23 protein-coding genes and 1 riboswitch are annotated in these 24,260 nt (G+C 66.6%); of the genes, 10 read left to right on the plus strand and 13 right to left on the minus strand.

All coding sequences use genetic code 11. The annotated features are described in order from the left end of the window. Positions 1-79: 79 nt before the first annotated feature. From AC3A6M_RS12655 to AC3A6M_RS12695, 9 genes are all read right to left on the minus strand, one after another. The gene (locus tag AC3A6M_RS12655) at positions 80-997 is read right to left on the minus strand and encodes a 3-hydroxyacyl-CoA dehydrogenase family protein (RefSeq protein ID WP_487853078.1); all 918 of its coding nucleotides are present in this window, start codon (positions 995-997) and stop codon (positions 80-82) included. Positions 998-1,083: 86 nt separating this feature from the next. After that, entirely contained in the window at positions 1,084-2,169 is a 1,086-nt protein-coding gene (locus AC3A6M_RS12660) for an enoyl-CoA hydratase/isomerase family protein (RefSeq protein ID WP_487853079.1), read from the minus strand. Positions 2,170-2,267: 98 nt separating this feature from the next. Then, a complete protein-coding gene (gene hpf / locus AC3A6M_RS12665) occupies positions 2,268-2,630 on the minus strand; it encodes a ribosome hibernation-promoting factor, HPF/YfiA family (protein WP_487853080.1) in 363 nt (120 codons plus the stop codon). A 72-nt stretch (positions 2,631-2,702) separates the two neighbouring features. Then, a complete protein-coding gene (locus tag AC3A6M_RS12670) occupies positions 2,703-4,193 on the minus strand; it encodes an RNA polymerase factor sigma-54 (protein ID WP_487853081.1) in 1,491 nt (496 codons plus the stop codon). A gap of 3 nt (positions 4,194-4,196) precedes the next feature. Further along, positions 4,197-4,985 carry an LPS export ABC transporter ATP-binding protein gene (gene lptB, locus AC3A6M_RS12675; RefSeq protein WP_487853082.1) on the minus strand — a complete coding sequence of 263 codons (789 nt, stop codon included), beginning with the start codon at positions 4,983-4,985 and terminating at the stop codon, positions 4,197-4,199. Beyond that, positions 4,982-5,560 carry a lipopolysaccharide transport periplasmic protein LptA gene (lptA, locus tag AC3A6M_RS12680; protein WP_487853083.1) on the minus strand — a complete coding sequence of 193 codons (579 nt, stop codon included), beginning with the start codon at positions 5,558-5,560 and terminating at the stop codon, positions 4,982-4,984. Before lptA ends, lptB begins: the two co-directional genes overlap by 4 nt. Before the next feature lie 28 nt (positions 5,561-5,588). Beyond that, positions 5,589-6,197, minus strand: coding sequence for an LPS export ABC transporter periplasmic protein LptC (lptC, locus tag AC3A6M_RS12685; RefSeq protein ID WP_487853084.1), 609 nt, complete (start codon positions 6,195-6,197; stop codon positions 5,589-5,591). Positions 6,198-6,210: 13 nt separating this feature from the next. Beyond that, the gene (locus AC3A6M_RS12690; protein WP_487853085.1) at positions 6,211-6,744 is read right to left on the minus strand and encodes a KdsC family phosphatase; all 534 of its coding nucleotides are present in this window, start codon (positions 6,742-6,744) and stop codon (positions 6,211-6,213) included. Further along, positions 6,744-7,766, minus strand: a complete 1,023-nt coding sequence (locus AC3A6M_RS12695) for a KpsF/GutQ family sugar-phosphate isomerase (RefSeq protein WP_487853086.1) — start codon at positions 7,764-7,766, stop codon at positions 6,744-6,746. Before AC3A6M_RS12695 ends, AC3A6M_RS12690 begins: the two co-directional genes overlap by 1 nt. Positions 7,767-7,977: 211 nt before the next feature. On the opposite strand from AC3A6M_RS12695, the gene AC3A6M_RS12700 reads away from it, so the two are divergent. Further along, positions 7,978-9,960, plus strand: a complete 1,983-nt coding sequence (locus tag AC3A6M_RS12700; protein WP_487853087.1) for a monovalent cation:proton antiporter family protein — start codon at positions 7,978-7,980, stop codon at positions 9,958-9,960. Here the strand turns inward: AC3A6M_RS12700 and AC3A6M_RS12705 are convergent. Next, complete coding sequence (locus AC3A6M_RS12705) at positions 9,952-11,073, minus strand: GGDEF domain-containing protein (protein WP_487853088.1); 1,122 nt, start codon at positions 11,071-11,073, stop codon at positions 9,952-9,954. The genes AC3A6M_RS12700 and AC3A6M_RS12705 overlap by 9 nt on opposite strands. A gap of 78 nt (positions 11,074-11,151) precedes the next feature. Next, a complete protein-coding gene (locus AC3A6M_RS12710; RefSeq protein WP_487853089.1) occupies positions 11,152-12,003 on the minus strand; it encodes an MOSC domain-containing protein in 852 nt (283 codons plus the stop codon). A gap of 98 nt (positions 12,004-12,101) precedes the next feature. Beyond that, positions 12,102-12,211: riboswitch (TPP riboswitch) on the plus strand. A gap of 71 nt (positions 12,212-12,282) precedes the next feature. On the opposite strand from AC3A6M_RS12710, the gene thiC reads away from it, so the two are divergent. From thiC to thiE, 5 genes are read left to right on the plus strand one after another with little or no spacing between them, the layout of a single operon-like run. Next, positions 12,283-14,172, plus strand: a complete 1,890-nt coding sequence (gene thiC / locus AC3A6M_RS12715) for a phosphomethylpyrimidine synthase ThiC (RefSeq protein WP_487853090.1) — start codon at positions 12,283-12,285, stop codon at positions 14,170-14,172. A 2-nt stretch (positions 14,173-14,174) separates the two neighbouring features. Further along, positions 14,175-14,396: a sulfur carrier protein ThiS gene (gene thiS / locus AC3A6M_RS12720; protein ID WP_487853091.1), complete on the plus strand. Its 222-nt coding sequence runs from the start codon at positions 14,175-14,177 to the stop codon at positions 14,394-14,396. A 15-nt stretch (positions 14,397-14,411) separates the two neighbouring features. Beyond that, positions 14,412-15,227 carry a thiazole synthase gene (locus AC3A6M_RS12725; RefSeq protein WP_487853092.1) on the plus strand — a complete coding sequence of 272 codons (816 nt, stop codon included), beginning with the start codon at positions 14,412-14,414 and terminating at the stop codon, positions 15,225-15,227. A gap of 1 nt (position 15,228) precedes the next feature. Then, on the plus strand, positions 15,229-15,972 hold the full coding sequence (thiD, locus tag AC3A6M_RS12730) for a bifunctional hydroxymethylpyrimidine kinase/phosphomethylpyrimidine kinase (protein WP_487853093.1): 744 nt from the start codon (positions 15,229-15,231) through the stop codon (positions 15,970-15,972). A gap of 2 nt (positions 15,973-15,974) precedes the next feature. Beyond that, positions 15,975-16,580 (plus strand): thiamine phosphate synthase, encoded by a 606-nt coding sequence (gene thiE / locus AC3A6M_RS12735; RefSeq protein WP_487853094.1) that lies wholly within the window; start codon positions 15,975-15,977, stop codon positions 16,578-16,580. Positions 16,581-16,693: 113 nt separating this feature from the next. Here thiE and AC3A6M_RS12740 read toward each other — a convergent pair whose 3' ends face one another. Beyond that, complete coding sequence (locus AC3A6M_RS12740) at positions 16,694-18,700, minus strand: PhoX family protein (protein WP_487853095.1); 2,007 nt, start codon at positions 18,698-18,700, stop codon at positions 16,694-16,696. Between the two features lie 172 nt (positions 18,701-18,872). Continuing rightward, positions 18,873-19,535, minus strand: a complete 663-nt coding sequence (locus tag AC3A6M_RS12745; protein WP_487853096.1) for a GntR family transcriptional regulator — start codon at positions 19,533-19,535, stop codon at positions 18,873-18,875. 135 nt (positions 19,536-19,670) lie between these two features. On the opposite strand from AC3A6M_RS12745, the gene AC3A6M_RS12750 reads away from it, so the two are divergent. Genes AC3A6M_RS12750 through mdcA form a run of 4 tightly spaced genes read left to right on the plus strand, consistent with a single transcriptional unit; the run spans position 19,671 to position 24,260 of the window. Further along, the gene (locus AC3A6M_RS12750) at positions 19,671-20,690 is read left to right on the plus strand and encodes a TRAP transporter substrate-binding protein (RefSeq protein WP_487853097.1); all 1,020 of its coding nucleotides are present in this window, start codon (positions 19,671-19,673) and stop codon (positions 20,688-20,690) included. Further along, positions 20,690-21,238, plus strand: a complete 549-nt coding sequence (locus AC3A6M_RS12755) for a TRAP transporter small permease (RefSeq protein ID WP_487853098.1) — start codon at positions 20,690-20,692, stop codon at positions 21,236-21,238. Before AC3A6M_RS12750 ends, AC3A6M_RS12755 begins: the two co-directional genes overlap by 1 nt. A gap of 4 nt (positions 21,239-21,242) precedes the next feature. Continuing rightward, a complete protein-coding gene (locus tag AC3A6M_RS12760) occupies positions 21,243-22,592 on the plus strand; it encodes a TRAP transporter large permease (protein ID WP_487853099.1) in 1,350 nt (449 codons plus the stop codon). Then, the gene (gene mdcA / locus AC3A6M_RS12765; RefSeq protein WP_487853100.1) at positions 22,593-24,260 is read left to right on the plus strand and encodes a malonate decarboxylase subunit alpha; all 1,668 of its coding nucleotides are present in this window, start codon (positions 22,593-22,595) and stop codon (positions 24,258-24,260) included.

The raw sequence follows: 24,260 nt of genomic DNA on the forward strand, positions 1-24,260 counted from the left end.
GACGGACATCGCGGTGTCATGCCGCGCAGGGCGGCGATGAATTCATTTGCCTGGCTTATTTGCCTGCTTACTTGCCTGCTTACTTGCCGGAGAGCTGGCGCAACCGGCGCGCCTTCAGGTCAGCGAACCGGTCCTCGTCCCAGGTATAGAAGCCCTGCCCGGTACTCGCGCCCAGCTCGCCCTTCTCGACGTGGGCGCGCATCAGGTCGAGCACATCCTCGTCCTTGGCCAGTTCCGGCATCAGGTTGGCGCCGATGCCCGTCAGGGTGTGCAGGCCGCCGAGGTCGGCGCTTTCGAAGGGACCCATGATGCTGTAGCGCCGCCCGAGGCAGGCTTTCATCACGGCGTCGACGGTCTCCGGCGTGGCCGCGCCGGAGCGCACGATGTGCAGCGCTTCGCGCAGCACCGCGAATTGCAGGCGGTTGCCGATGAAGCCCGGAATGGCGGCCTTCAGCACCACCGGTTCGGCGCCGGTGCCGGCCAGCAGGCGGACGCAGCGCTCGACCACCTCCGGGGCGGTACGGGCGCCCGGCACCACTTCCACCAGCGGGATCAGGTGCGGCGGGTTCCAGAAATGCGCGACCAGGAAGCGGGCCGGATGCGCCAGGTGTCCGGACAGGGCGTCCGGTGGAAAGCCGCTGGTATTGCTGGCGATGATGGCGTCCGGCGCCAGGATCGCTTCCAGCTTCGCATACAGCGCGTGCTTGGCCGCCAGCACTTCGGGAATCGCCTCGATGACCATGGCGGCGCCGGCCAGTTCGTCCGGCTCGCCTTCCACGCGCAGGCGCGCGAGCGCGGCATCGCGCCGCGGCACGTCGATGAGGCCGGCGTCAACCAGCTGGGACAGGATGTCGGCCGCCAGCAGGGGGATGCCGGCGGCGCGGGCGGGATCGGCCTCTACCACCAGCGTAGCATGGCCGGCGAGCGCGAACCTGGTCGCGATGCCGACGCCCATCAAGCCGCCGCCGACGACACCGACGAAGTGATCAGTTGCCATGTCGCTTCCTTTATCCAAATTGCATCAACCCATAAAGATAGCAGGGATGATGCATTGCGTCATCGGAAAGCGGGGCACTACCGTAGTTATACTAGGTGTCGCAGCGGGTGCGCATGGGCCGGCCACACCGGCTCGAAGAAGCGCGCCACCATCTCCGGCGTGACCGCGTCCAGCGTCGGCGGATTCCACTTCGGCGCATTGTCCTTGTCGATCACCAGCGCGCGCACGCCTTCCAGCACTTCGCCGTGTTCGAAGTTGCGGCGCACCAGCGAGCGTTCCATGCGCAGGCAGCCGGCCACGTCCATCGTGGCGCCGCGCACCAGCATCTCGCGCGTCACGCACATCATCAGCGGCGAACGCTGGCGCATGGCCGCCAGGGCCTTCTGCGCGAATGGATGGTCGTCGCCCTCCAGCGAGGCCATCACGGCCTGCACGGACGATGCACCGAAATGCCTGTCGACCAGCGCGCGCCGGGCCTGCAGTTCGCTGGCCCCTGCCTGCGATGCGAACGGCGCCGCGAAGGCGCGGATCGCGGCCGGCAGCTGCGCGCCCGGCGTCGCGGCGATCAGTTCCTGCAGCGCCGGCAGTTGCGCGGCGGGGACGAACACATCGGCCAGGCCGACATACAGCGCATCGGCGGCGCCGATGGTGAGGCCGGTCAGGCCCAGGTACATGCCGAGCGCGCCCGGCGCGTGCGACAGGAAGTGGCTGCCGCCGACGTCCGGGAACAGGCCGATGTTCACCTCGGGCATGGCCATCTTCGTGCGCTCGGTCACGATGCGCAGGCCGCTGCCCGGGCCGCCCTGGGCGATGCCCATGCCGCCGCCCATCACGACGCCATCCATCAAGGAGATGTAGGGCTTCGGATAGAAATGGATCAGGTGGTTCAGTGCGTATTCTTCGGTAAAGAAGTCTTCCAGCAAGGCACTGCCGCCCGTGGGCGTGGCATGCCCGGCCTGGTGGAAAAAGCGGATGTCGCCGCCCGCGCACAGGGCCTTGTCGCTGGTGCTCTTGACAACGACGGCGTCGACGCCCGCATCGTCGCGCCAGGCCAGCAGGGCCTCGGTGAGGGCGCGCACCATCTCCAGCGACAGCGAGTTCAGGGCCTTGGGACGGTCCAGGGTAATGTTGCCGGTGCCGTTCGCCACCCGGGTCTGCACGTATTCGCTCATGTTTTATTGTTTGAAAAGGAAAACGGCATTCTAGCGCGCAAAAAACGAAAAGGGCGCCAATGCGCCCTTTGCCTACCTGTGCTGTGCCGGCGGAATCGTCACGCTGCGGCGGCAGCTTCTTCTCCCCCTTCGTTGGCCATGCGTTTCAGCGGAGTGTTACTGTGATCCTGCAGCATCTGCTTGTACTTCTGGACTTGCCTGTCGAGTCGGTCCATCAGCATGTCGATCGCGGCGTACAGGTCATGCGCGGCGCTCGCGACGTGAACGATCTTCCCGGCAACGCGCAAGTTGATCTCGGCCTTCTGGCGTTTTTCTTTCTCGGTGAGATTGTCTATGCAGAGGATGACGTGGGAGTCGATCACTTGATCGAAATGGCGGGTGATGCGTTCGAGCTTGTTCTGTACGTATTCTCGGATTGCTGGGGTTACATCGAGATGATGTCCGCTGATAGTGAGATTCATACACACTCCTTTGAAGATGCGCCGCCTGTCATGCGCACATCGCGCTTCGGGCAGCGTTGTTGCAAGAGCTTGCTACAGGGATTTGCGAAGGCTGACGGGCGGGATCTTCAGCGCCTCACGGTATTTCGCGACCGTGCGGCGTGCGATAACCATTCCCTGTTCCCCCAGCATCTCCGCGATCTTGCTATCGGATAAAGGGTTCTTGGGGTCTTCTGCTCCTGTGAGTTGTACGATGAGAGCCCGGATCGCGGTCGAGGAGGCCTCTCCCCCTGCCTCGGTCGCGACGTGACTCCCGAAAAAGTACTTCAGCTCAAACATGCCGTGCGGCGTCAGCATGTATTTCTGAGTTGTGACGCGAGAAATTGTGCTCTCGTGTAGACCTAGTGTATCAGCTATCTCACGTAAAACAAGGGGCCGCATGGCAACCGCGCCATGGGAGAAAAAGTTGCGCTGCCGCTCGACAATAGCCTGGGCGACACGCAGGATCGTGTCGAAACGCTGGCGCATGTTCTTGATGAGCCACTTCGCTTCCTGCAGCTGCGCGGCCAGCTGCGACTCCGATTTCCCCTGCTTCATCAGGGCGGCGTACAGGCTGTTCACGCGCAGGCGCGGCATCACGTCCGGATTCAGTTGCACGCTCCAGCCATCCTTCGCGCGGCGCACGATCACGTCCGGCACCACGAAGTCGGAGACGTCGGCAGCGAAGGCCGCGCCCGGATGCGGGTTGCACTGGCGGATCACGGCCTGGGCTTCGCGCAGGTCCTCGTCGTCGCAATCGAGGGCCTTCTTCAGCTTGTTGAATTCGCGCTGCGCGAACCAGGTCAGGTAGCGTTCGACGATGGTCAGCGCCATGCGCCGCGTCACCATCGGCACGCCGGGCATGCGGCGGATCTGCAGCGCCAGGCATTCGGCGGCGCTGCGCGCGCCCACGCCGGGCGGGTCCATGCTCTGCACCAGCGCCAGCGCGGTGCGCAGTTCCTCGAACTCGATCTCCAGTTCGGGCGGCAGGCGCGCGTGCAGTTCGTCCAGCGATTCCTCGAGGTAGCCATTGTCGTCGAGGGTGTCGACGACGATCTCGACCAGTGCGCAGTCACGCGGCGAGATGCAGGTCAGGCGCACCTGTTCCATCAGGTGTTCGCGCAGCGAGACGGGGCTGGCTTCCAGCTGCGGGCGGCCGTCTTCTTCCTCGCCGCCGCTGCCGGAGCGGCCCGGTTCGCCCCAGTCCATCTCCTGCTCGCCGCCGCCGCTGTCGCCGGCGTCGTTGCCTTCCTGGCTGCCCTCGGCTTCGGCGCCGCCACCGCCCTCCTCGCCCTGGCCGGACGCGGGCGGCGCATCGGGCGTGGTCGAGGTCGACGCGCCATTGTTGATCGCGCCGTCGGCCAGCAGGCGCACGGAGCGGTCGAGCGGATCGTCGAGGCGTTCGAGCAGCGGGTTGTCGCTCAGGACCTGTTCGATCTCCTGGTGCAGCTCGAGAGTGGACAGCTGCAGCAGCCGGATCGACTGCTGGAGTTGCGGCGTCAGCGCAAGGTGCTGTGATGTCTTGAGTTGCAGCGTCTGTTTCATGGACTACATCCGGAAGTGTTCACCCAGGTAGACGCGGCGGACCGATTCGTTGGCGATGATATCGTCGGGACGACCGGATGCCAGTACCGCGCCCTGGTTGATGATGTAGGCGCGGTCGCAGATGCCGAGCGTCTCGCGTACGTTATGGTCGGTGATCAGCACGCCGATGCCGCGCTCCTTCAGGAAGCGCACGATGCGTTGGATCTCGATTACCGCGATCGGATCCACGCCGGCGAACGGCTCGTCCAGCAGCACGAAGCGCGGATCGGTCGCCAGCGCGCGCGCGATCTCGACGCGGCGCCGCTCGCCGCCCGACAGCGACAGCGCCGGGTTCTCGCGCAGCTTCTCGATCTGCAGTTCGGCCAGCAGCTCGTCGAGGCGTTCCTCGATGCGCGCCTTGCCCAGCGGCTTGCCGTTCTCGCGCTGCAGTTCCAGCACGGCGCGGATGTTCTCCTCCACCGTCAGCTTGCGGAACACCGAGGCTTCCTGCGGCAGGTAGGACAGGCCGAGCATGGCGCGGCGGTGGATCGGCAGGCTCGTGATGTCGGTGCCGTTGATCACGATGGAACCGGCGTCGGCCGGCACCAGGCCGACGATCATGTAGAACGAGGTGGTCTTGCCGGCGCCGTTCGGACCGAGCAGGCCGACCACCTCGCCGCAGGCGACCTGCAGCGAGACGTCGCGCACCACCAGGCGCTTGCCGTAGCTCTTCTGCAGTCCCTTGACGACCAGGGTGCTGCCGCCAGCGTGGGCGGCGGCGTCTGCGTCTGCGTCTGCGTGGACATCGATCATTGCTTGGCTGCTCCTGCCGGCTGCGCTGCCGGCGCCTGAGCGGGCGCACTGCGGCGCGGCGCGATGATGATGGTGCTGCGTCCGCCGCCCGGCTTGCTCTCGCCGCTGGCGTCGTTGTGCACGTTCGCCTGCTCGGTGCGGTTGTCGTAGGAGATGAAGGGACCGTTCACCTCGCTCGTCATGCGCTTGCCTTCGAGCTGCTTGACCACGGCGTTCGAGAACAGCTTGACCACCTCGGTGCGCTCGTCGTACTCGATGCGCTGGGCCTGGCCCTCGGTCCACAGGTCGGGGCCGCCGTCGCGCTTCTGGCGGAAGCTCGCGGTCTTGCCCGGCGCGGCCGTCAGCGTCAGCAGCATGTAGCCCTCCGGCGTTTCCTTCAGCACGGCCTTGTCCGACTTGATCAGCAGGGTGCCGCGCGTCAGCACCACGTTGCCGGTCAGGATACGGGTCTGGGTCGCTTCATCGATATGGCCGTCGTCGAAATCGATCTGGGCCTGCTTGAGGGAATCCGCCCGCTCGGCCGTAGCGGTCAGGCTTGCCAGCAAGAGCGCGGCGACAGCGAATATTTTTTTCATTGGATGCGAATCCTTTCAGGTTGTCCTGTCAGCGTGCGGCACGCGGCGGATAGATGATCCGGCCGCGCCCGCCCAGCGTCAGCTGTTGCGTGGCGTTGTTGGCGACCATGCCGACCCCGGTCACGGAGGCGGCCCCGAGCTTCATCTCGATCGGCCTGTCGGTCTTCGAGATCTCCTCGTCCGGCAGCACGGTCAGCGCTTCGGTGCGGATGCGCAGCGGCTGCGAGGTCGCGCTGCCCGGCCGCGAGATGTCGACGTTGCCGGCCAGGTCGATCTGGTTCTGGTCCTGGTTGACGTGGGCGGTGTTGGCCGTCATGGTCATGTGCGGATGGTCGGTGCTCATGCTCTGCACGACCGGCTTGTCGATCACCGAGGTGTTGTCGGCCGGGCGGTGGGTCAGGCGCTCGCCCGAGATCACGTAGCGCGGCTGGCCGGTTTCCGACATGCGCACGAAGCTGAAGTTGTCGATGATGTAGTCCGGATCGTTGCCCACGTTGACGTTCGGCCCCTGCGCGTCGCCGCGCATCACCTGCAGCAGCCAGAAGCTGCCGAAGGCGAAGAACACGCCCACCAGCATCAGGGCCAGCAGGCGCCAGCGGTGCGCGGTGCGCTTGTTGACGTAGGAGGTCGTCGCCATGGCTTGCGATGGATTATCCAAAATACGGAGCCAGTGCCTGTTCGTAGGTGCCCTGGGCGCGCATCACCATGTCGCAGACTTCGCGCACGGCGCCGCGTCCGCCCGGGTTCTTGGTGACGTAGTGGGCGCGGTACTGCACTTCCGGATGCCCGCTCGGCACCGTGACGGCAAAGCCGACGCGGGTGAACAGCGGCAGGTCGATCACGTCGTCGCCGATGTAGCCGCACTGCTCGGCCGTCACGCCGGTCTTTTCGAGCAGCTCGGCGAACGCGAGGCGCTTGTCGTGCTGGCCCTGGAACACGTGGGTGATCCCGAGGTCCGCCGCGCGTTTCACCACGATCGGCGAATTGCGCGCGCTGATGATGGCGGTCTGCACGCCGGTGCGGTTCAGCAGCTGGATGCCGAGGCCGTCCAGCACATAGAAGGTCTTGGTGACTTCGCCGTCCGGGCCGTAGGTCAGGCTGCCGTCGGTGAGGACGCCGTCGACGTCGAAGATCATGACTTTCACGCGCGCCGCGCGCTGTACATGTTCCAGCTGGGTCACCATCAGATCACCTTGGCGCGGGTCAGGTCGTGGATGTGCAGGGCGCCGACCAGCACGTCGTCGGCATCGGTCACCAGCATCTGGTTGATGCGGAATTCTTCCATCACGGCGACGGCGTCGACCGCCAGCTGCTCCGGATGGATACGGTGCGGATTGGCGTGCATGACGTCGCGGATCACCACCTTGCTGAAGTCCTGGACCTTCTCGATCATGCGGCGCAGGTCGCCGTCGGTGAACATGCCGACCGGGCGGCCGGCCTCGTCGACGATGGCGGTCATGCCCATGCCCTTCTGCGAGATTTCCAGCAGGGCGTCGCTGAGCGGCGCGTCCAGCGCCACCTTCGGCACCGCGTCGCCGCTGCGCATCACGTCGCGCACGTGGGTCAGCAGGCGGCGGCCGAGGGCGCCGCCCGGGTGCGACAGGGCGAAGTCTTCCGACCTGAAGCCGCGCAGCTCCAGCAGCGCCACGGCGATCGCGTCGCCCAGCGCCAGGGTCACGGTGGTGGAGGCGGTCGGGGCCAGGTTCAGCGGGCAGGCTTCCTTCTCGACCGAGACGTCGAGGTGCACATCGGACACCTGCGCCAGGCGCGAACCCGGCTTGCCGGTCATGGCGATCACGGGCACGCCCATGCGCTTGACGGCCGGGATGACGACCGCCAGCTCGGCGCTTTCGCCGGAATACGAGATCGCGACCAGCACGTCCTGCGGGGTCACCATGCCGAGGTCGCCGTGCGCGGCTTCGGCCGGGTGCAGGAACAGGGCCGGGGTGCCGGTCGAGGCCAGGGTGGCGGCGATCTTGCGGCCGATGTGACCCGATTTGCCGATCCCCGACACGACCACGCGGCCCTTGCAGGCCATCATCAGCGCCACGGCGCGCGGCAGGCTGTCGTCCTGGCCGAGGCGTGCGGTCAGCTTGCGGATCGCTTCACCCTCGATGTCCAGGGTCTGGCGGGCCAGCTCCAGTGCGCGCGTCGCCTGGGTCTCGTTAAAACTTGTCAGCATTATTTTTTCATGGGTTACACTCATGGTGGAAGTATAGCCGAATTGCGAAAGCAAAAAACTTGCCAGTGGTAACAGAGTGCACAGGAACCTCAGGAAACCGTCGCGAGCGGCAGCAGTTTTGGTCGAGACGCGCAGCTGTACGAAGAGTACAGCGAGCATCGCAGACCAAAAATGCAACGCGCAGCAGGTTTCATGAGGTTTCGACATATTTACGGGATAAAAACGACATTCGCGAATGACTTCCGGCCTTGAACTAACCCTTTTACTGCTGGGCAGCGCTGTCCTCGGCGTGGTCGCGTTCCGGATGCTCCACCTGCCCCCGATGCTGGGTTACCTGGCCGTCGGCGTGCTGATCGGCCCGCATGCCCTGCAGCTGGCCGACAACGGCCCCACCACCCACGCGCTGGCCGAATTCGGCGTGGTGTTCCTGATGTTCTCGATCGGCCTCGAATTCTCGCTGGCCCAGCTCAAGGCGATGCGGCGCATCGTGTTCGGGCTCGGACTGGCCCAGGTGGCGCTGACGATCCTGATCACGGTGCTGACCGCGCTGCTCACGCCGCGCCTGCCGGCGCCCTTCAACATCGGCTGGCAGGCCGCGCTGGCGCTGGGCGGCGCGCTGGCGATGTCCTCCACCGCGATCGTCTCCAAGCTGCTCACCGAACGCCTCGAACTCGAGAGCGAGCACGGACGGCGCATCATCGGGATCCTGTTGTTCCAGGACCTGGCGGTGGTGCCGCTGCTGATCCTGATTCCGTCGCTGGCGCGGCCGCCCGAGGAACTGGCGATGAACCTGGCCTGGGCCGCGGTGAAGGCCGCCGCCGTGCTGGCGCTGCTGCTGTTCTTCGGCCAGAAGCTGATGCGCAAGTGGTTCACCATCGTCGCCAAGCGCCGCTCGCAGGAGCTGTTCATGCTCAACCTGCTGCTGGTGACGCTGGGCGCGGCCTGGATCACCGAGCGCGCCGGCCTTTCCATGGCCCTGGGCGCCTTCGTGGCCGGCATGCTGATCTCCGAGACCCAGTACAAGCACCAGGTGGAAGAGGACATCAAGCCCTTCCGCGACGTGCTGCTCGGCCTGTTCTTCATCAGCATCGGCATGCTGCTCAACCTGGAGCTGGTGGCGCGCCACTGGTGGATCGTGCTGCTCCTGCTGGTGGGGCCGGTGCTGCTCAAGTTCGCCCTGATCGCCGCGCTGGCGAAGGCCTTCGGCTCGTCCGACGGCGTGGCCATGCGCACCGGCCTGGCGCTGGCCCAGGCCGGCGAATTCGGCTTCGTGCTGCTGAACCTGGCCTCCGGCTCGAAGCTGATCGACCCCTTCCTGATCCAGCTGGTGCTGGCCTCGATGGTGCTGTCGATGCTGCTCGCGCCCTTCGTGATCGCCAACAGCGACAAGATCGTGATGAAGATGGCTTCCAACGAATGGATGCTGCAGTCGCTGCAACTGACCCAGCTCGCGAGCCGCACGATGGCCGCGCAGAAGCACGTGATCATCGCCGGCTTCGGGCGCAGCGGGCAGAGCCTGGCGATCCTTTTGTCGGAAGAAAAGCTGCCCTGGTACGCGCTCGACCTCGACCCCGAGCGGGTCCAGGAGGCGCGCGCGGCCGGCGCCAACGTCTCCTACGGCGACTGCGCGCGCAGGGAAGCCCTGATCGCGGCCGGCATCAACCGCGCCAGCGCGCTGGTGATCACCTTCGCCGACACGCGCCTGGCGCTCAAGGTGCTGCACCTGGTGCACGAGCTGGCGCCGGAGCTGCCGGTGATCGTGCGCGCCCACGACGACACCGAACTCGATGTCCTGAAAAAGGCCGGCGCCACCGAAGTGGTGCCGGAAGCGCTGGAATCGAGCCTGATGCTGGCTTCGCACGCGCTGGTGGTGATGGGGGTGCCGCTGCGGCGCGTGGTGCACCGCGTGCAGGCCGCGCGCGACGAGCGCTACGCCACGCTGCGCGGCTTCTTCCACGGCGCCGGCGACGTCAGGGAAGACCCGGAACACAGCTACGTGCGCCTGCATTCGGTGGTGCTGAACGAAGACGCCGGCGCGGTCGGACGCTGCATCGGCGAGCTGGAGCTGGACGACGTCGGCGCCGAGGTGACCGCGGTCCGGCGCGGCAACCAGCGCATCGAGCCGGAACAGGACACCGAGCTGCGCGCCGGCGACGTGGTGGTGCTGCGCGGGACCGGGACGGCGGTGACGCGGGCCGAGGGGCGCCTGTTACGGTAACGCGACCACCTGGTTGCGGCCGTTTTCCTTTGCCCGATAAAGGGCCTGGTCGGCCCGCGCCACCAGTTCGTGCGCCACTTCCTCGACCGCCTGCTCGCGGTCGACGCCGTCGAGCGCCGCCACCCCGACCGAGACCGTCACCTCCAGTCCCTGCCCGTCTCCCAGCAGGAAGGACTGGCCTGCCACGCTGGCGCGGATGCGCTGCGCGACCAGGCTGGCGCTCTCCAGGTCGGCGTCGATCAGCAGCGCCACGAATTCCTCGCCGCCGAAACGCCCCAGCGCGTCCGACATGCGCAGCTCGGCCTTGATGCGGGCCGCCACTTCGCGCAGCACGTCGTCGCCGGCCTGGTGGCCGTGGCTGTCGTTGACCTGCTTGAAGTGATCGACGTCGATGTACAGGCAGGACAGGCCGTAGGACTGGCGGCGGGCGCGGGCGATCTCCTCGGCCAGGCGGCGGTCCATGTAGCGCCGGTTGTAGACGCCGGTCAGCGCATCGGTCAGGCCGATGTACTTCAGCATCTCGTTGCTGATCACGTTCTCGAGGCAGATCGCGATGATCGACCCCATGTGCTCGACGAAATCGGTGCCCAGCAGCGGCGTGAAGCGGCTGAAGTCGCGGCTGCCCAGGTTCAGGCTGCCCATCAGGCGCCGGTTGCGCATCAGCGGCACCAGCGCCACGCTGGCCAGCCCGGCGGGCGGATTCGGGAAGGCCATCGCGTGGCTGACCGGGTGGTACGGCAGCAGGCGCGGCCTGGGCGTGCGGCCGGGCTCGAGGTCGAAGCCCAGTTCCTCCGCATGTTCATGGAACAGCAGGTTGGGCAGGGCCTCGAAGTCCACGCCCAGCTTGTGCATGACCGTAAAGATGTCGGCGCCGGTGTCGACCAGCGACAGGGTCACGACGTCGAGATTCGAGACGACCGGCAGCTGGCGGAAGATGGTGGCGACCAGTTCCTGGAAGCTGCCCGCGCTGACGATCTCGAGATCGAAGGCCTGGTGCCGCATCATGATCGCGTGGTTGCTTTCGGCCTGGTCGATCAGGCTGGCGAGCTGCCTGCGCAGTGCGGCGTTCTCGGCCATCAGTTCGCGCACACTGGCGCCCTGCTGCTCGTGCATGGACATTCCTTTCAGCAATTAGTCCATACATTACGCCAACTCAGCCGTATTGCAAATCGAAACCGCGCGAAATCGTTGTCAGAATGCCAGTTCGACCGCCAGTTCCTGCCCCACGCGCAGCCCGCTGCCGGCGCCGGCCGACACGATGCAGTTCATGCCCAGGCAGACCGCGCCGTCGAGTTTCGGATTGGCGCGGTAGGTCTGCAGGATGTCGAGCGGGTCCGGGCCGGGCACGCCGGTGGCCTGGTCGATGGCGGGAATCGGACAGCGTGCGCAGGGTTTCACGGGCCGGATCTCGGCCGCACCGGTGCCGAGGGAGGCCGTGTAGTCCTCCTCGAAGGCTTCCATGCCGGCCACCACCAGGTTGGGGCGGAAGCGGTCCATCGGCAGCGCGTCGCGTCCGGCCGCGCGCAGGCGCAGGTTCAGGTCGTCCAGCGAAGACTGGCCGATCAGCAGCAGCGGATAGGCGTCGGCGAAGCGGGTCTGCGCGGGCACGCCGCCAGTCCACTTGACGCTGGTCGGGCGCACCACGTCATGGCGGAAGCGCACCAGGCGCACCGGCTCGCGCGTGCCGAGCGCTTCGGCGAACCAGCCGGCGGCCGTCTCGCCGCAGTCGGCCGCGCTCACCCTGTCGTCCCAGATCTGCACCTGGCGCACGGGCGCGTCGTCCTGCCAGGCGAGCGGCAGCAGCAGCTCGCCCATCCCGGGCGCGCGCACGCGCAGGTTGCCGCCGCCAGGGCGCGGCTGGATCAGCGCCATGCGCGGGAACTCGCGCTGGGTCAGGAACTGGCCGGCTTCGGTCACCAGCATCCACTCGCGGTCGTGCACGCCTTGCGCGGCCAGGCCGGATTCGAGCAGGGTCGCTTCCTGGACGGCGAAGCCGGCGCAGGACTTGATCGGATACAGGAGGAGTTGGGACAGGATGGGCATCGCGGACCGGGTTCGACTTCGGGGCGGATAGTATCGCACCAAGTTTGCCATTCCTCCAAAATCGACGTACACTCCCGCCGTCGCTTCACGAGAAGCGGCAACAACGCTAGGGGTCCTGCGCCGGTCACACCAGACCGGGCGCGGGTGAGAAATACCCTCCGAACCTGATCTGGATAATGCCAGCGAAGGGAAGCTACAGAGTCCGCGCATGCCCTCGAGCCTGCGCTCCTTTGCACTCCTCCGCTGGATCGCCGATCTTCAGTGATACAAGGAGTGCACTTGAACGCCGATCCGAAATTCCTGTCCGCCAGCGCCACCGTCGACGCCGCGGCCGTGACACCGCTTCCCAATTCGCGCAAGGTCCACGTGACCGGCTCGCGCCCCGACATCCGGGTGCCGATGCGCGAAATCCACCAGTTGCCCACGCCGGCGTCCTTCGGCGCCGAGCCGAATCCGCCGGTCTGGGTCTACGACACCTCCGGCCCCTATACCGATCCGGACGTGCGCATCGACATCCGTTCCGGCCTGCCCTGCCCGCGCAGCCAGTGGATCCGCGAGCGCGGCGACACCGTCGAACTGGCCGGCCCGTCCTCGCGCTACGGCCAGGAGCGCCTGCAGGATCCGAAGCTGGCCGAGCTGCGCTTCGACCTGCAGCGCAAGCCGCACCGCGCCGCCGGAGGGCGCAACGTCACCCAGATGCACTATGCGCGCCAGGGCATCGTCACGCCCGAGATGGAATTCGTCGCCATCCGCGAGAACCTGCGGCGCCAGGAATACCTGCGCAGCCTGGAAGCCGCGGGCCCGACCGGCAAGCGCATGGCGGCCCTGCTCGGCCGCCAGCATCCGGGCCAGGCCTTTGGCGCGTCCATCCCGCACGAGATCACGGCGGAGTTCGTGCGCGACGAGATCGCCCGCGGGCGCGCCATCCTGCCGGCCAACATCAACCACCCGGAATCGGAACCGATGATCATCGGCCGCAACTTCCTCGTGAAGATCAACGCCAACATCGGCAACTCGGCGCTCAGTTCTTCGCCCTCCTCCATCGGCGACGAGATTGAGAAGATGACCTGGGCCATCCGCTGGGGCGGCGACACGGTCATGGACCTCTCGACCGGCAGGCATATCCACGAGACGCGCGAATGGATCATCCGCAACAGCCCGGTCCCGATCGGCACCGTGCCGCTCTACCAGGCGCTCGAAAAGGTGAACGGCAAGGCCGAGGAACTCACCTGGGAAATCTACCGCGACACCCTGATCGAGCAGGCCGAGCAAGGCGTCGACTACTTCACCATCCACGCCGGCGTGCGCCTGCCCTTCGTGCCGATGACGGCGAACCGGCTCACCGGCATCGTCTCGCGCGGCGGTTCGATCATGGCCAAGTGGTGCCTGGCCCACCACAAGGAATCGTTCCTGTACACGCATTTCGAAGAGATCTGCGAGATCATGAAGGCCTACGACGTCGCCTTCAGCCTCGGCGACGGCCTGCGCCCCGGCTCGATCTACGACGCCAACGACGAAGCCCAGCTGGCCGAGCTGCGCACCCTGGGCGAACTCACGCAGGTGGCCTGGAAGCACGACGTGCAGACCATGATCGAAGGCCCCGGCCACGTGCCGCTGCAGCTGATCAAGGAGAACATGGACCTGCAGCTCGAGCAGTGCCACGAGGCGCCCTTCTACACGCTGGGCCCGCTGACCACCGACATCGCCCCGGGCTACGACCACATCACCTCCGGCATCGGCGCCGCCAACATCGGCTGGTACGGCACCGCGATGCTGTGCTACGTGACGCCGAAGGAGCACCTGGGCCTGCCCGACAAGGACGACGTCAAGGACGGCATCATCACCTACAAGATCGCGGCGCACGCGGCCGACCTGGCCAAGGGCCATCCCGGCGCCCAGATCCGCGACAACGCACTGTCGAAGGCGCGCTTCGAATTCCGCTGGGAAGACCAGTTCAACCTCGGCCTCGACCCGGACAAGGCACGCGAATTTCACGACGAGACGCTGCCGAAGGAGTCAAGCAAGGTGGCCCACTTCTGCTCGATGTGCGGGCCGCACTTCTGCTCGATGAAGATCACGCAGGAAGTGCGCGACTACGCGGCCGGCGGCATGCAGGAAAAGGCGGTCGAGTTCATGCGCAAGGGCGCCAAGCTCTATCACAAGGAGTGAGGATGCTGGAGATCGAGCTCGAACTGAACGGCGCGCCATACATCCTGGACGCGGCGCGGCCGGAAGCGGCCACCCTGCACGCGCTGGTCGATGCGCTGGGCCTGTCCGGCCAGGCGCTGGCGCTGGCCGTGAACCGCCGCGTGGTGCCGCGCGAACGCTGGTCCGGGACCGTGCTGGCGCCACGCGACAAGGTCGACGTGGTGCGCGCGATCGGCGGCGGATGAACATCGGGAGGATATATGAATGAAATGAATGCGCATGACATGAACGACAGGCCGCTCGTCATCGCCGGCAAGGAATACCGCTCGCGCCTGCTGGTCGGCAGCGGCAAGTACCGCGACCTGGAGCAGACCCGCGCGGCGACGGAAGCGGCCGGCGCGGAAATCATCACGGTGGCGATCCGCCGCGTGAACATCGGCCAGGACCCGCACGCGCCGAACCTGCTGGACGTGGTGCCGCCCTCGCGCTATACCATCCTGCCCAACACGGCCGGCTGCTACACCGCGAAGGATGCGGTCTACACCCTGCAGCTGGCGCGCGAGCTGTTGAAAGGGCACAAGCTGGTCAAGCTCGAGGTGCTGGGAGACGACAAGACCCTGTTCCCCAACATGCCGGAAACGCTGCGCGCCGCCGAGGAACTGGTGCGCGACGGCTTCGACGTGATGGTCTACTGCAGCGACGACCCGATCCAGGCCAGGATGCTGGAGGAGATTGGCGTTGTCGCCGTGATGCCGCTGGCGTCCCTGATCGGCTCGGGCATGGGGATCCTGAACCCGTGGAACCTCTCGCTCATCATCGAGCAGGCCAGGGTGCCGGTGCTGGTCGACGCCGGCGTCGGCACCGCCTCGGACGCGGCGGTGGCGATGGAACTGGGCTGCGACGGCGTGCTGATGAACAGCGCCATCGCGCTCGCCCGCGAGCCGGTGCGCATGGCGCGCGCGATGCGCATGGCGGTGGAGGCCGGCCGCGCGGCGCACCTGGCGGGACGGATGCCGCGGCGCTTCGCGGCCTCTCCCTCGTCGCCGATGGCGGGCCGGCTCGGTGGCGCTGATTGAGATGCGGCCCTGCGTACTGGTGTTTTCCGGCCTCGACCCGTCGGGCGGGGCCGGCATCCAGGCCGATATCGAGGCGATCGCGGCCCAGGGCGCCCATGCGCTGTCCATCGTGACGGCGCTGACGGTGCAGGACAACGAGCGCGTGCACGAAGTCGTGCCGGTGGACGCCGCCCTGCTCGCGCGCCAGGTCGCGCTGCTGGGCGCGACCATGCCGGTCCGCGCCGTCAAGCTCGGCATTCCGGGCAGCCTGGCGAATGCCGGGGCGATCGCCGGCATCGTCCGGCAGCTGCGCGAACGCCAGCCGGCGCTGCCGGTGGTGCTCGATCCGGTGCTGGCCAGCGGCCACGGCGACCCGCTCGCGCACGGCGATGCCGTGGCGGCACTGGCGCCGTTGCTGGCGGTGGCGACGGTGGCGACGCCGAACCTGCCGGAAGCGGCGGCGCTTGGCCCTGTCTGCTGTCCCCACCTGCTGGTGACCGGCGGCCACGGCGATGGCGACGAGGTCGTGAACCGCTGGCACAGCCGGGATGGCGTGCGCGAATGGCGCTGGCCGCGCCTGCCCGGCGAATTCCACGGCAGCGGCTGCACGCTGGCCGCCAGCCTGGCCGCCCGCCTGGCCCTGGGCGATGCGATGGACCAGGCGCTCGACCGCGCCCAGCGCTTCTGCCACCAGGCGCTGGCGGATGCCTATGCGATCGCGCCTGGCCAGCGCATCCCCCACCGTATCGAACATCGAGGAGCATGAAAGTGAGAGGACTGTATTTGGTCACCCCCGACTGGGACGACACCGGCCGGCTGCTGGAAGTCACCCGGCAGGCGCTGGAAGCCGGCGCCACGCTGGTCCAGTACCGCAACAAGACGGCCGGCGAAGCGCTGCGCGAACAACAGGCGGCCGCCCTGCTCGACCTGTGCCGCCGGCACGACCGGCCGTTGGTCATCAACGACCACGTCGCACTGTGCCTGCGGCTGGACGCGGATGGCGTGCACGTCGGCGGCCTCGACGCGCCGGTGGCCGCGGTGCGCGCGGCGCTCGGGCCTGGCCGGATCGTCGGCGCCTCCTGCTACGGCCAGTTCGCACTGGCGCAGGCGGCCCAGGACGCGGGCGCCAGCTATGTGGCCTTCGGCGGCTTCTATCCGTCGAAGGTGAAGGTGTACGAGGTCAGCACGCCACCTAGCATCGTGGCCCGGGCGAAGGCGCAGCTGGCGGTGCCGGTGGTGGCGATCGGCGGGATGACGCCGCAGAATGCGCGGCCGCTGGTGGGGCTGGGGGCGGATATGGTGGCGGCGATCAGTAGTGTGTATGCGGCGCCGGATGCATATGCCGCAACCAGGGAATTCGCTGGTCTGTTCTAAGTGCCACCTTGTAAACGTCGTTCCCGCGAAGGCGGGAACCCAAGTTTGCATGCGCTATCGAAATGCAAGCAACACTTGGGTCCCCGCCTGCGCGGGGACGACGGTGTGGAGGGTTACCCCTTCGCCAGCCTGAACTGCGTCAGCTCGCCGGTCAGGTAACCCACCGCCGCCCCGAACTTGTCCTTGTAGTTCGCCCGGATCAGCGGATCCAGGGTCGTCTTCACGCCCGCATGGATCCCGCCCCAGTCGCCGGCGTGCTGGAAGTTGCTCATGATGTAGGTCCAGCCGTTGATGTCGTCCACCGCGTGCAGGCCGGTCGATTCGCCGCCGGCCGGGACCGACAGCAGGCGCGAGAGCTGCCTGGTGTCGACGTTGTAGGCCCACAGGAAGTTGTTGACGTGCTGGCTGCTGTCCTCGCCGATGAACAGGGTGCGCATCTTTTCCGAGAACTTCAGGTTGTCCGGATTGCCGACCTTGTTCGGGTTGGCGGTATTGCCCAGCGCGTCGGCGGCGATGTCCTCGCCCACCAGCAGGGCCCTGGTGTCGGCCGGCATCCACTCGCTGTCGATGGCATTGCCGGCAGTGTCCTTCTGGCCGCCCTTCAGGTTCAGCATCATCACCGCGCCGGCATCGAGCTTCTTCGGAATCGAGATGCCGTTGCCCGGCACGTTCAGCGCATTCCCCGCCACCATCGAGCTCTGGCAGTTCTGCAGGGCCGAGTAGGCGATCCTGTCCTTCAGGTTGACGGTCGTGCCTTCCATCTTGGTGAAGCCCATCGAGGCGCCCACCAGGGCGGCGTAGCGGTGGGTTTCCAGGAAGGCGGCCGCCTTTTCCATGCCCGACTTGAGCCTGAGCCACTCGGTACGGCCGTTGGCGGCGACCCTGGTATAGGTGGCGTCCAGCGGGTCGGCGGTCCTGACGTCCATGATGTCGGTCGGCTTGACCGAGGCGGCCAGCGAGCGGATCTCGTCGCTGGTGGCGGAGCCCAGCCTGATCCAGGTGAGCGGCGCGGCGGCGGCGGCCGGGTCCAGCGAGAAGCCGGCGCCGACCTTGGCCACGTACAGGGTGCCCGAGGACAGGTCCTGCTCCCTGTCGGCCACGAATACGAAGTAGCCGCTGTTGGTGGCGTCGTCGCCCATCAGCACGGTACGGTTGTCGCCCATCACCTGCACCAGCTCGTGCGAGATGCGGCCCATGCAGTAATGCTTCTTGATGGTCGCGCTGCCATCGGGGTTGACGGTGACTTCCGGCAGGTGGCCGTAGTTGTACGGATTGGCCATGGTCTCGCTGCCGTACAGGTTCCTGCTGAAGCCCTTGAACTGGGCGTCGGTGGACGCGGTGAAGGCGTTCGGCTCGTACTCCTCGCTCGACAGGTGGGTGCCCCACGGCGACAGGCTGGCGCCGCAGGTGATCCACAGGCCGTTCACGCCCGAGGTGTCGACGTTGTGGTACTTCACCAGGGTCAGCTTGCCGTTGGCCGGATCCTGGTCCAGGGTCAGCACCGCGATCGGCGACGGCAGCTGGCCGTACATGCCGGTCACGCCGTCCTGGGCGAAGCTCGTGTACTCGAACTGCACCACCGCGAACACGGTATTGCCCTTCAGCCCGGCCGCCCCGACGCCGGCCGCCTTCGCGTTCGGCACGGTCAGCAGCGAAGTGCCGTCCGGCGAATCCGAGAAGAACTGGCGCTCCTTGCCGGCCACGGTCGTGTCGATGATCGGGCGGTTCGTGATGTCGTAGTAGCCGCCGGCCAGGATGGTGCCGCCGCTGCCGTTCGGGACCAGGTCGCCGGTGATGAAGAAGGGTTTGTACGAGAGCTTGAAATCGAGCTTGCTGCTGTCGCTGAAGTTGACCGTCATGGTCGAAGCGACCGAGGTGGTGGCCATCGCGGCGGCGTCGGCCAGGCTTGGCGCGCTCATCGAACCGAAGGACACGCTCGACAAAGTGACCGGCGGCGTGGTCTGGGTCGGGGGCGTCGGCGCGGTGCTCACCGGGCTGTCGTCACCGCCGCCGCAGCCGGCCAGCATGGCGCCCACGGTAGCGGCGCCGATCGGCAGCATGGGGGTCGCGCCCAGCAGGCGAAGCAGGCGGCGGCGGGACAGGTCGGTATTCGGATTCATACGTCAACACTCCAGGATCAGGTCAGTGGGACCGCACCGGAGGCGCGGCGATCGCTGGGGAGAATAGTCGAGGCGTATGTCAGGCAGATGACGGAAATTTAACAGTTGTGTGACATTGCGGGCTGGCCCCGGGATGGGACCATGCCCGCCGCGGCAGCGGCCGGTCCGGCTTTCAGGCCGCCACGGCGTTCATCGCTTCGAGCGAAGCCACCAGGTCGGTGAAGCGCTGCCCCTGCACGGCCACATGGCTGCGCAGGAAGTCGGCCGCCTTCTGGCCGTCGCCGTCGATGATGGCCTTGACCACCGCATCGTGCTCGCCGAACGAGTGCTTCATGCGGTCGCGCACCCTGAGCTGCAGGCGCCGGTAAGGACGGAGCCGGCGCGACAGGGCGCGCGCCTGTTCGGCCAGGAAGTGGTTGTGGCTTCCCGCGAAGATCGTCTGGTGGAACACTTCGTTGCGATAATAATACTCATCCGGATCGCGCGCCTCGTAGGCGCTGCTGCAGGCCTGGTGCGCTTCCAGCAGCTTGGCGTGCTCGGCGGGCGACATGCGCCGCGCCGCCAGGCGCGCGCACATGGCTTCGAGTTCGGCCATCACCTCGAACATCTCCACGATCTCGTGCGGCGACACGGTCGACACCACGGCGCCGCGCCGCGGACGGATCTGCACCAGCCCGGCCGAGGCCAGCTGGATCAGGGCTTCGCGGATCGGGGTACGCGAGGCCCCGAATTCATTCGCCAGTTCGGTCTCGTCCAGATGCTGCCCCGGCAGTAACTTTCCAGTGGCAATCTTCTCTTCTATCTGTTCGCGTAGCTGATCAGAAAGCTTTTTCATGGCGCTGCGTCCCGCTTAAAAAAATCATATTAACCTGATTGACATTGTATTTTTTCTGGTTCATCTTGTATACATAAACAAAAAATTTGCATGCACAAGCATGCGTTCCCGTGAAGAGAACTGAGGAGATACACAATGATTGCAATCAAGCGACGCACCGTCATGGGTGTTCTGGCATTCGGCATGGCCATGGCCGCGGCGGCTCCGGTGTGGGCTCAGACGACCATCAAGATTTCGCACCAGTTCCCGGGCGGCACGATCGACAAGGGCGATTTCCGTGACCGTCTGGTCCGCATGTTCGCCGCCGAAGTCGAAAAACGCACCAAGGGCGGTGTCAAGTTCGAGATCTATCCCGGCTCTTCGCTGATGAAGACCAATGCCCAGTTCTCCGCGATGCGCAAGGGCGCGCTCGACATGTCGCTGGTGCCGCTGTCGTACGCCGGCGGCGAAGTCCCCGAAACGAATATCGGCCTGATGCCGGGCCTGGTGACGTCCTATGAGCAGAGCGCCGCGTGGAAGAACGCCGCGGTCGGCAAGGAACTGACCAAGATCCTGGCCGACAAGGGCGTGGTGATGGTGAGCTGGATCTGGCAGGCGGGCGGCATGGCCTCGCGCGGCAAGCCGATCGTCGAGCCGGAAGACGCGAAGGGCATGAAGATCCGCGGCGGTTCGCGCGAGATGGACCTGATCCTGAAGGAAGCCGGCGCCGCCGTCGTGACCCTGCCGTCGAACGAGATCTATGCCGGCATGCAGACCGGCGCCATGGATGCCGCCCTGACCTCCTCGACCTCGCTGATCTCGTTCCGCCTGGAAGAAGTGTCGAAGGCCCTGACCACCGGCCGCGGCAAGTCCTACTGGTTCATGCTGGAACCGCTGATGATGTCGAAGGCCGCCTTCGACCGCCTGACCAAGGAGCAGCAGGCCGTGGTGATGCAGGTCGGCGCCGAGATGGAAGCGTTCGCCCTCAAGGAAGCCAAGGAAGATGACGAAGAAGTCGCCAAGGTATTCGCCAAGGCCGGCGCCAAGACCGTCGACCTGACCGAAGCCACCGTCAAGAAATGGCAGGACATCGCCCGCCGCACCGCCTGGAAGGACTTCGCGGCCAAGAACGCCAATACCGCCAAGCTGCTGCAGCTCGCCGAACAGGTGAAGTGATGAGCGCCCACGGATACGAGGCCCAGGCGCCGCAAGCGCCTGCACTGCCCTCGCACCGCGGGGCGGCCACGCTGGCGGTGCTCCTCAACAGGATCAACCACCTGCTGCTGGTGATCTCCATGGTGGGGATGATCGTCACCGCCCTGGTGCTGAGCTATTCGGTGGTGATGCGCTACTTCTTCAAGGTCGCCACCGACTGGCAGGACGAGGCCGCGGTCTTCATGCTGGTCGGCGCCACCTTCTTCTGCGCGGCCTACGTGCAGTCGTTCCGCGGCCACATCGGCATCGAAGCGCTGGCCGGGCTGCTCTCGCCGGCCGTGAACCGCGTCCGCCTGATCCTGGTGGACGTGCTGTCCTTCCTGTTCTGCGCCTTCTTCTCCTGGAAATCGTGGACCCTGTTCCACGAAGCCCTGGTCGAAGGCCAGACCACCTCGTCGACGCTGGCGCCGCCGCTGTGGATCCCGTACTCGCTGATGGCGTTCGGGATGACGCTGCTGTCGATCCAGATCCTGGTCCAGCTGATCGGCCGTATCACCGAAAAGGAATAATCCCATGAGCGCACTTTCCCTCGGCGTCGGCTACGCCGTCGCTACGCTCGTCGTCATGTTTTCGGGCATGCCGATCGCCTTCGCGCTGGGCGCGGTCGCCACCGTGTTCATGTACTTCTTCATGCCGGCCTCCTCGCTCGACACGATCACCCAGAACGTGTACGAAGAGATGGCCTCGATCACGCTGCTGTCGATCCCGCTGTTCATCATGAAGGGCGCGGCCATCGGCAAGTCGCCGGCGGGCCGCGACCTGTACTCGGCCATCCACGCCTGGCTCAACAAGGTGCCGGGCGGCCTCGGCATCGCCAACGTGTTCGCCTGCGCGCTGTTCGCCGCCATGGCCGGTTCTTCGCCTGCCACCTGCTCGGCGATCGGCTCGGCCGGCATCCCCGAGATGCGCAAGCGCGGCTACTCGCCGGGCTTCGCGGCCGGCATCATCGCCGCCGGCGGCACCCTCGGCATCCTGCTGCCGCCGTCGATCACGATGATCCTGTACGCGGTGGCCGCCGAGCAGTCGCTGGGCCGCCTGTTCCTGGCCGGTATCGGCCCCGGCCTGATGCTGGTGCTGCTGTTCGCCGGCTATGCCGTGCACCGGGCGCGCAAGGAATACCGCCTGGCCCATGAAGCCTACCAGCGCGGCGGCGAGAAATCCGCCTACCTGGATGCCCATACCTACACGCTGGCGGAGAAGGTCGAGATGCTGCCGCGCGTGCTGCCCTTCCTGGTCCTGCTGACCGGCGTGATGATCGCGCTGTACGGCGGCTATGCCACGCCGTCGGAAACCGCCGGCCTGGGCGCGCTGCTGGCGATCGTGCTGATGGCCGTGGTGTACGGCATCTGGCGTCCGAAAGAGATCGGTCCGATCCTGAGCTCGACGATCAAGGAGTCGACCATGCTCCTGATGATCATCGGCATGTCTTTGCTCTACTCCTACGTGATGAGCTACCTGCACATCAGCCAGTCGGCGGCGCAGTGGGTGGTGGGGCTGCACCTGTCGAAATGGGTGCTGCTGTCGGTGATCCTGCTGATGGTGATCGTGTTCGGCTTCTTCCTGCCGCCGGTGTCGATCATCCTGATGACCGCCCCGATCATCCTGCCGCCGCTGCGCGAAGCCGGCTTCGACCTGATCTGGTTCGGCGTGGTGATGACGATCGTGATGGAGATGGGCCTGATCCACCCGCCGGTGGGACTGAACATCTTCGTCATCAAGAACATCGCTCCCGACATCCCGCTGTCCGACGTGATCTGGGGCGTGATGCCCTTCGTCGTGCTGATGTTCGTGGCGGTGATCCTGCTGTGCGTGTTCCCGCAGATCGCGACCGGCCTGCCGGACATGATCATGGGAGGACGCTAGATGGCCGCGAACGAACGAAGCTGGGACCGCCGGCGCACCAACCGCGAGCAGCGCCTGGCGCGGGCGCGCCAGGCGCTCGGCGGCGGCCTGCAAGGCAAGATCGTCGACACGAGCCTGGCGCAGGAACTCCTGCACCAGGTGCTCGAGTGCGGCGACCGGGTCTGCCTCGAAGGTAACAACCAGAAGCAGGCCGACTTCCTGGCCAGGACCCTGGCCTCGCTCGACGCGGGGCGGGTCAACGGCCTGCACATGCTGCAGTCGGTGCTGGCCCTGCCCGAACACCTCGACGTGTTCGACAAGGGCATCGCGGAAAAGCTGGACTTCTCGTTCTCCGGCCCGCAGGCCGGCCGGCTGGCCCGGCTGGTCTCGAGCGGCAAGATCAACATCGGCGCGATCCATACCTACCTGGAACTGTTCGGCCGCTACTTCATCGACCTGACGCCGCAGGTGGCCCTGGTCGCGGCCCAGGCCGCGGACCGCCACGGCAACCTGTACACCGGCCCGAACACCGAAGACACCCCGGTGATCGTCGAAGCCACCGCCTTCAAGAGCGGCATCGTGATCGCCCAGGTCAACGAGATCGTCGACGAGCTGCCGCGCATCGACATCCCGGCCGACTGGGTCGACTTCGCGGTGGCGGCGCCGACCCCGCACTACATCGAACCGCTGTTCACGCGCGACCCGGCCCTGATCTCGGAGATCCAGGTGCTGATGGCGATGATGGCCATCAAGGGCATCTACGCCGAGTACCAGGTCGAGCGCCTGAACCACGGCATCGGCTTCGACACCGCCGCCATCGAACTGCTGCTGCCGACCTACGCCGCCTCGCTCGGCCTGAAGGGCAAGATCGGCCGCAACTGGGCGCTGAATCCGCACCCGGCCCTGATTCCCGCGATCGAGGCCGGCTTCGTCGAGAACGTGCACTCGTTCGGCTCCGAACTCGGCATGGAAGACTATGTACGCGCCCGCTCCGACGTGTTCTTCACGGGCCCGGACGGCAGCATGCGCAGCAACCGCGCCTACAGCCAGATGGCCGGCCACTATGCCTGCGACATGTTCATCGGCTCGACCCTGCAGATCGACCTGCAGGGCAACTCGTCCACCGCGACGCTGGGCCGCATCTCCGGCTTCGGCGGCGCCCCCAACATGGGCGCGGACGCGCGCGGCCGGCGCCACGCCAGCCCGGCCTGGCTGAAGGCCGGCGAACAGGCGCGCCAAGGCACCCCGGCCATCCCGCGCGGCCGCAAGCTGGTGGTGCAGATGGTCGAGACCTTCCGCGAGCACATGCAGCCGGCCTTCGTCGAACGCCTCGACGCCTGGCAGCTGGCCGAGCAGGCGAAGATGGCGATCCCGCCAGTGATGATCTACGGCGACGACGTCAGCCACATCCTGACCGAGGAAGGCATCGCCAACCTGCTGCTGTGCCGCACCGACGAAGAGCGCGAGCAGGCGATCCGCGGCGTGGCCGGCTATACCCCGGTGGGCCTGGCGCGCGACGCGCGCATGGTGGAAAACCTGCGCGACCGCGGCATCATCCGCCGTCCCGAAGATCTCGGCATCGACAAGCGGCTCGCCACGCGCGACCTGCTCGCGGCCAGGAACATGAAGGACCTGGTGCGGGCATCGCATGGCCTGTACAAACCGCCCAAACAGTTCAGGAACTGGTAA

Source organism: Telluria sp. Soil_C_11, assembly GCF_057657395.1.

Excerpts from the sequence above, each read along its gene's own strand:
- AC3A6M_RS12655 (WP_487853078.1), bottom strand. The coding sequence starts at position 997 with ATGGCAACTGATCACTTCGTCGGTGTCGTCGGCGGCGGCTTGATGGGC.
- AC3A6M_RS12660 (WP_487853079.1), bottom strand. The coding sequence starts at position 2,169 with ATGAGCGAATACGTGCAGACCCGGGTGGCGAACGGCACCGGCAACATT.
- hpf (WP_487853080.1), bottom strand. The coding sequence starts at position 2,630 with ATGAATCTCACTATCAGCGGACATCATCTCGATGTAACCCCAGCAATC.
- AC3A6M_RS12670 (WP_487853081.1), bottom strand. The coding sequence starts at position 4,193 with ATGAAACAGACGCTGCAACTCAAGACATCACAGCACCTTGCGCTGACG.
- lptB (WP_487853082.1), bottom strand. The coding sequence starts at position 4,985 with ATGATCGATGTCCACGCAGACGCAGACGCAGACGCCGCCGCCCACGCT.
- lptA (WP_487853083.1), bottom strand. The coding sequence starts at position 5,560 with ATGAAAAAAATATTCGCTGTCGCCGCGCTCTTGCTGGCAAGCCTGACC.
- lptC (WP_487853084.1), bottom strand. The coding sequence starts at position 6,197 with ATGGCGACGACCTCCTACGTCAACAAGCGCACCGCGCACCGCTGGCGC.
- AC3A6M_RS12690 (WP_487853085.1), bottom strand. The coding sequence starts at position 6,744 with ATGGTGACCCAGCTGGAACATGTACAGCGCGCGGCGCGCGTGAAAGTC.
- AC3A6M_RS12695 (WP_487853086.1), bottom strand. The coding sequence starts at position 7,766 with ATGAGTGTAACCCATGAAAAAATAATGCTGACAAGTTTTAACGAGACC.
- AC3A6M_RS12700 (WP_487853087.1), top strand. The coding sequence starts at position 7,978 with ATGACTTCCGGCCTTGAACTAACCCTTTTACTGCTGGGCAGCGCTGTC.
- AC3A6M_RS12705 (WP_487853088.1), bottom strand. The coding sequence starts at position 11,073 with ATGCACGAGCAGCAGGGCGCCAGTGTGCGCGAACTGATGGCCGAGAAC.
- AC3A6M_RS12710 (WP_487853089.1), bottom strand. The coding sequence starts at position 12,003 with ATGCCCATCCTGTCCCAACTCCTCCTGTATCCGATCAAGTCCTGCGCC.
- thiS (WP_487853091.1), top strand. The coding sequence starts at position 14,175 with ATGCTGGAGATCGAGCTCGAACTGAACGGCGCGCCATACATCCTGGAC.
- AC3A6M_RS12725 (WP_487853092.1), top strand. The coding sequence starts at position 14,412 with ATGAATGAAATGAATGCGCATGACATGAACGACAGGCCGCTCGTCATC.
- thiD (WP_487853093.1), top strand. The coding sequence starts at position 15,229 with ATGCGGCCCTGCGTACTGGTGTTTTCCGGCCTCGACCCGTCGGGCGGG.
- AC3A6M_RS12740 (WP_487853095.1), bottom strand. The coding sequence starts at position 18,700 with ATGAATCCGAATACCGACCTGTCCCGCCGCCGCCTGCTTCGCCTGCTG.
- AC3A6M_RS12745 (WP_487853096.1), bottom strand. The coding sequence starts at position 19,535 with ATGAAAAAGCTTTCTGATCAGCTACGCGAACAGATAGAAGAGAAGATT.
- AC3A6M_RS12750 (WP_487853097.1), top strand. The coding sequence starts at position 19,671 with ATGATTGCAATCAAGCGACGCACCGTCATGGGTGTTCTGGCATTCGGC.
- AC3A6M_RS12755 (WP_487853098.1), top strand. The coding sequence starts at position 20,690 with ATGAGCGCCCACGGATACGAGGCCCAGGCGCCGCAAGCGCCTGCACTG.
- AC3A6M_RS12760 (WP_487853099.1), top strand. The coding sequence starts at position 21,243 with ATGAGCGCACTTTCCCTCGGCGTCGGCTACGCCGTCGCTACGCTCGTC.
- mdcA (WP_487853100.1), top strand. The coding sequence starts at position 22,593 with ATGGCCGCGAACGAACGAAGCTGGGACCGCCGGCGCACCAACCGCGAG.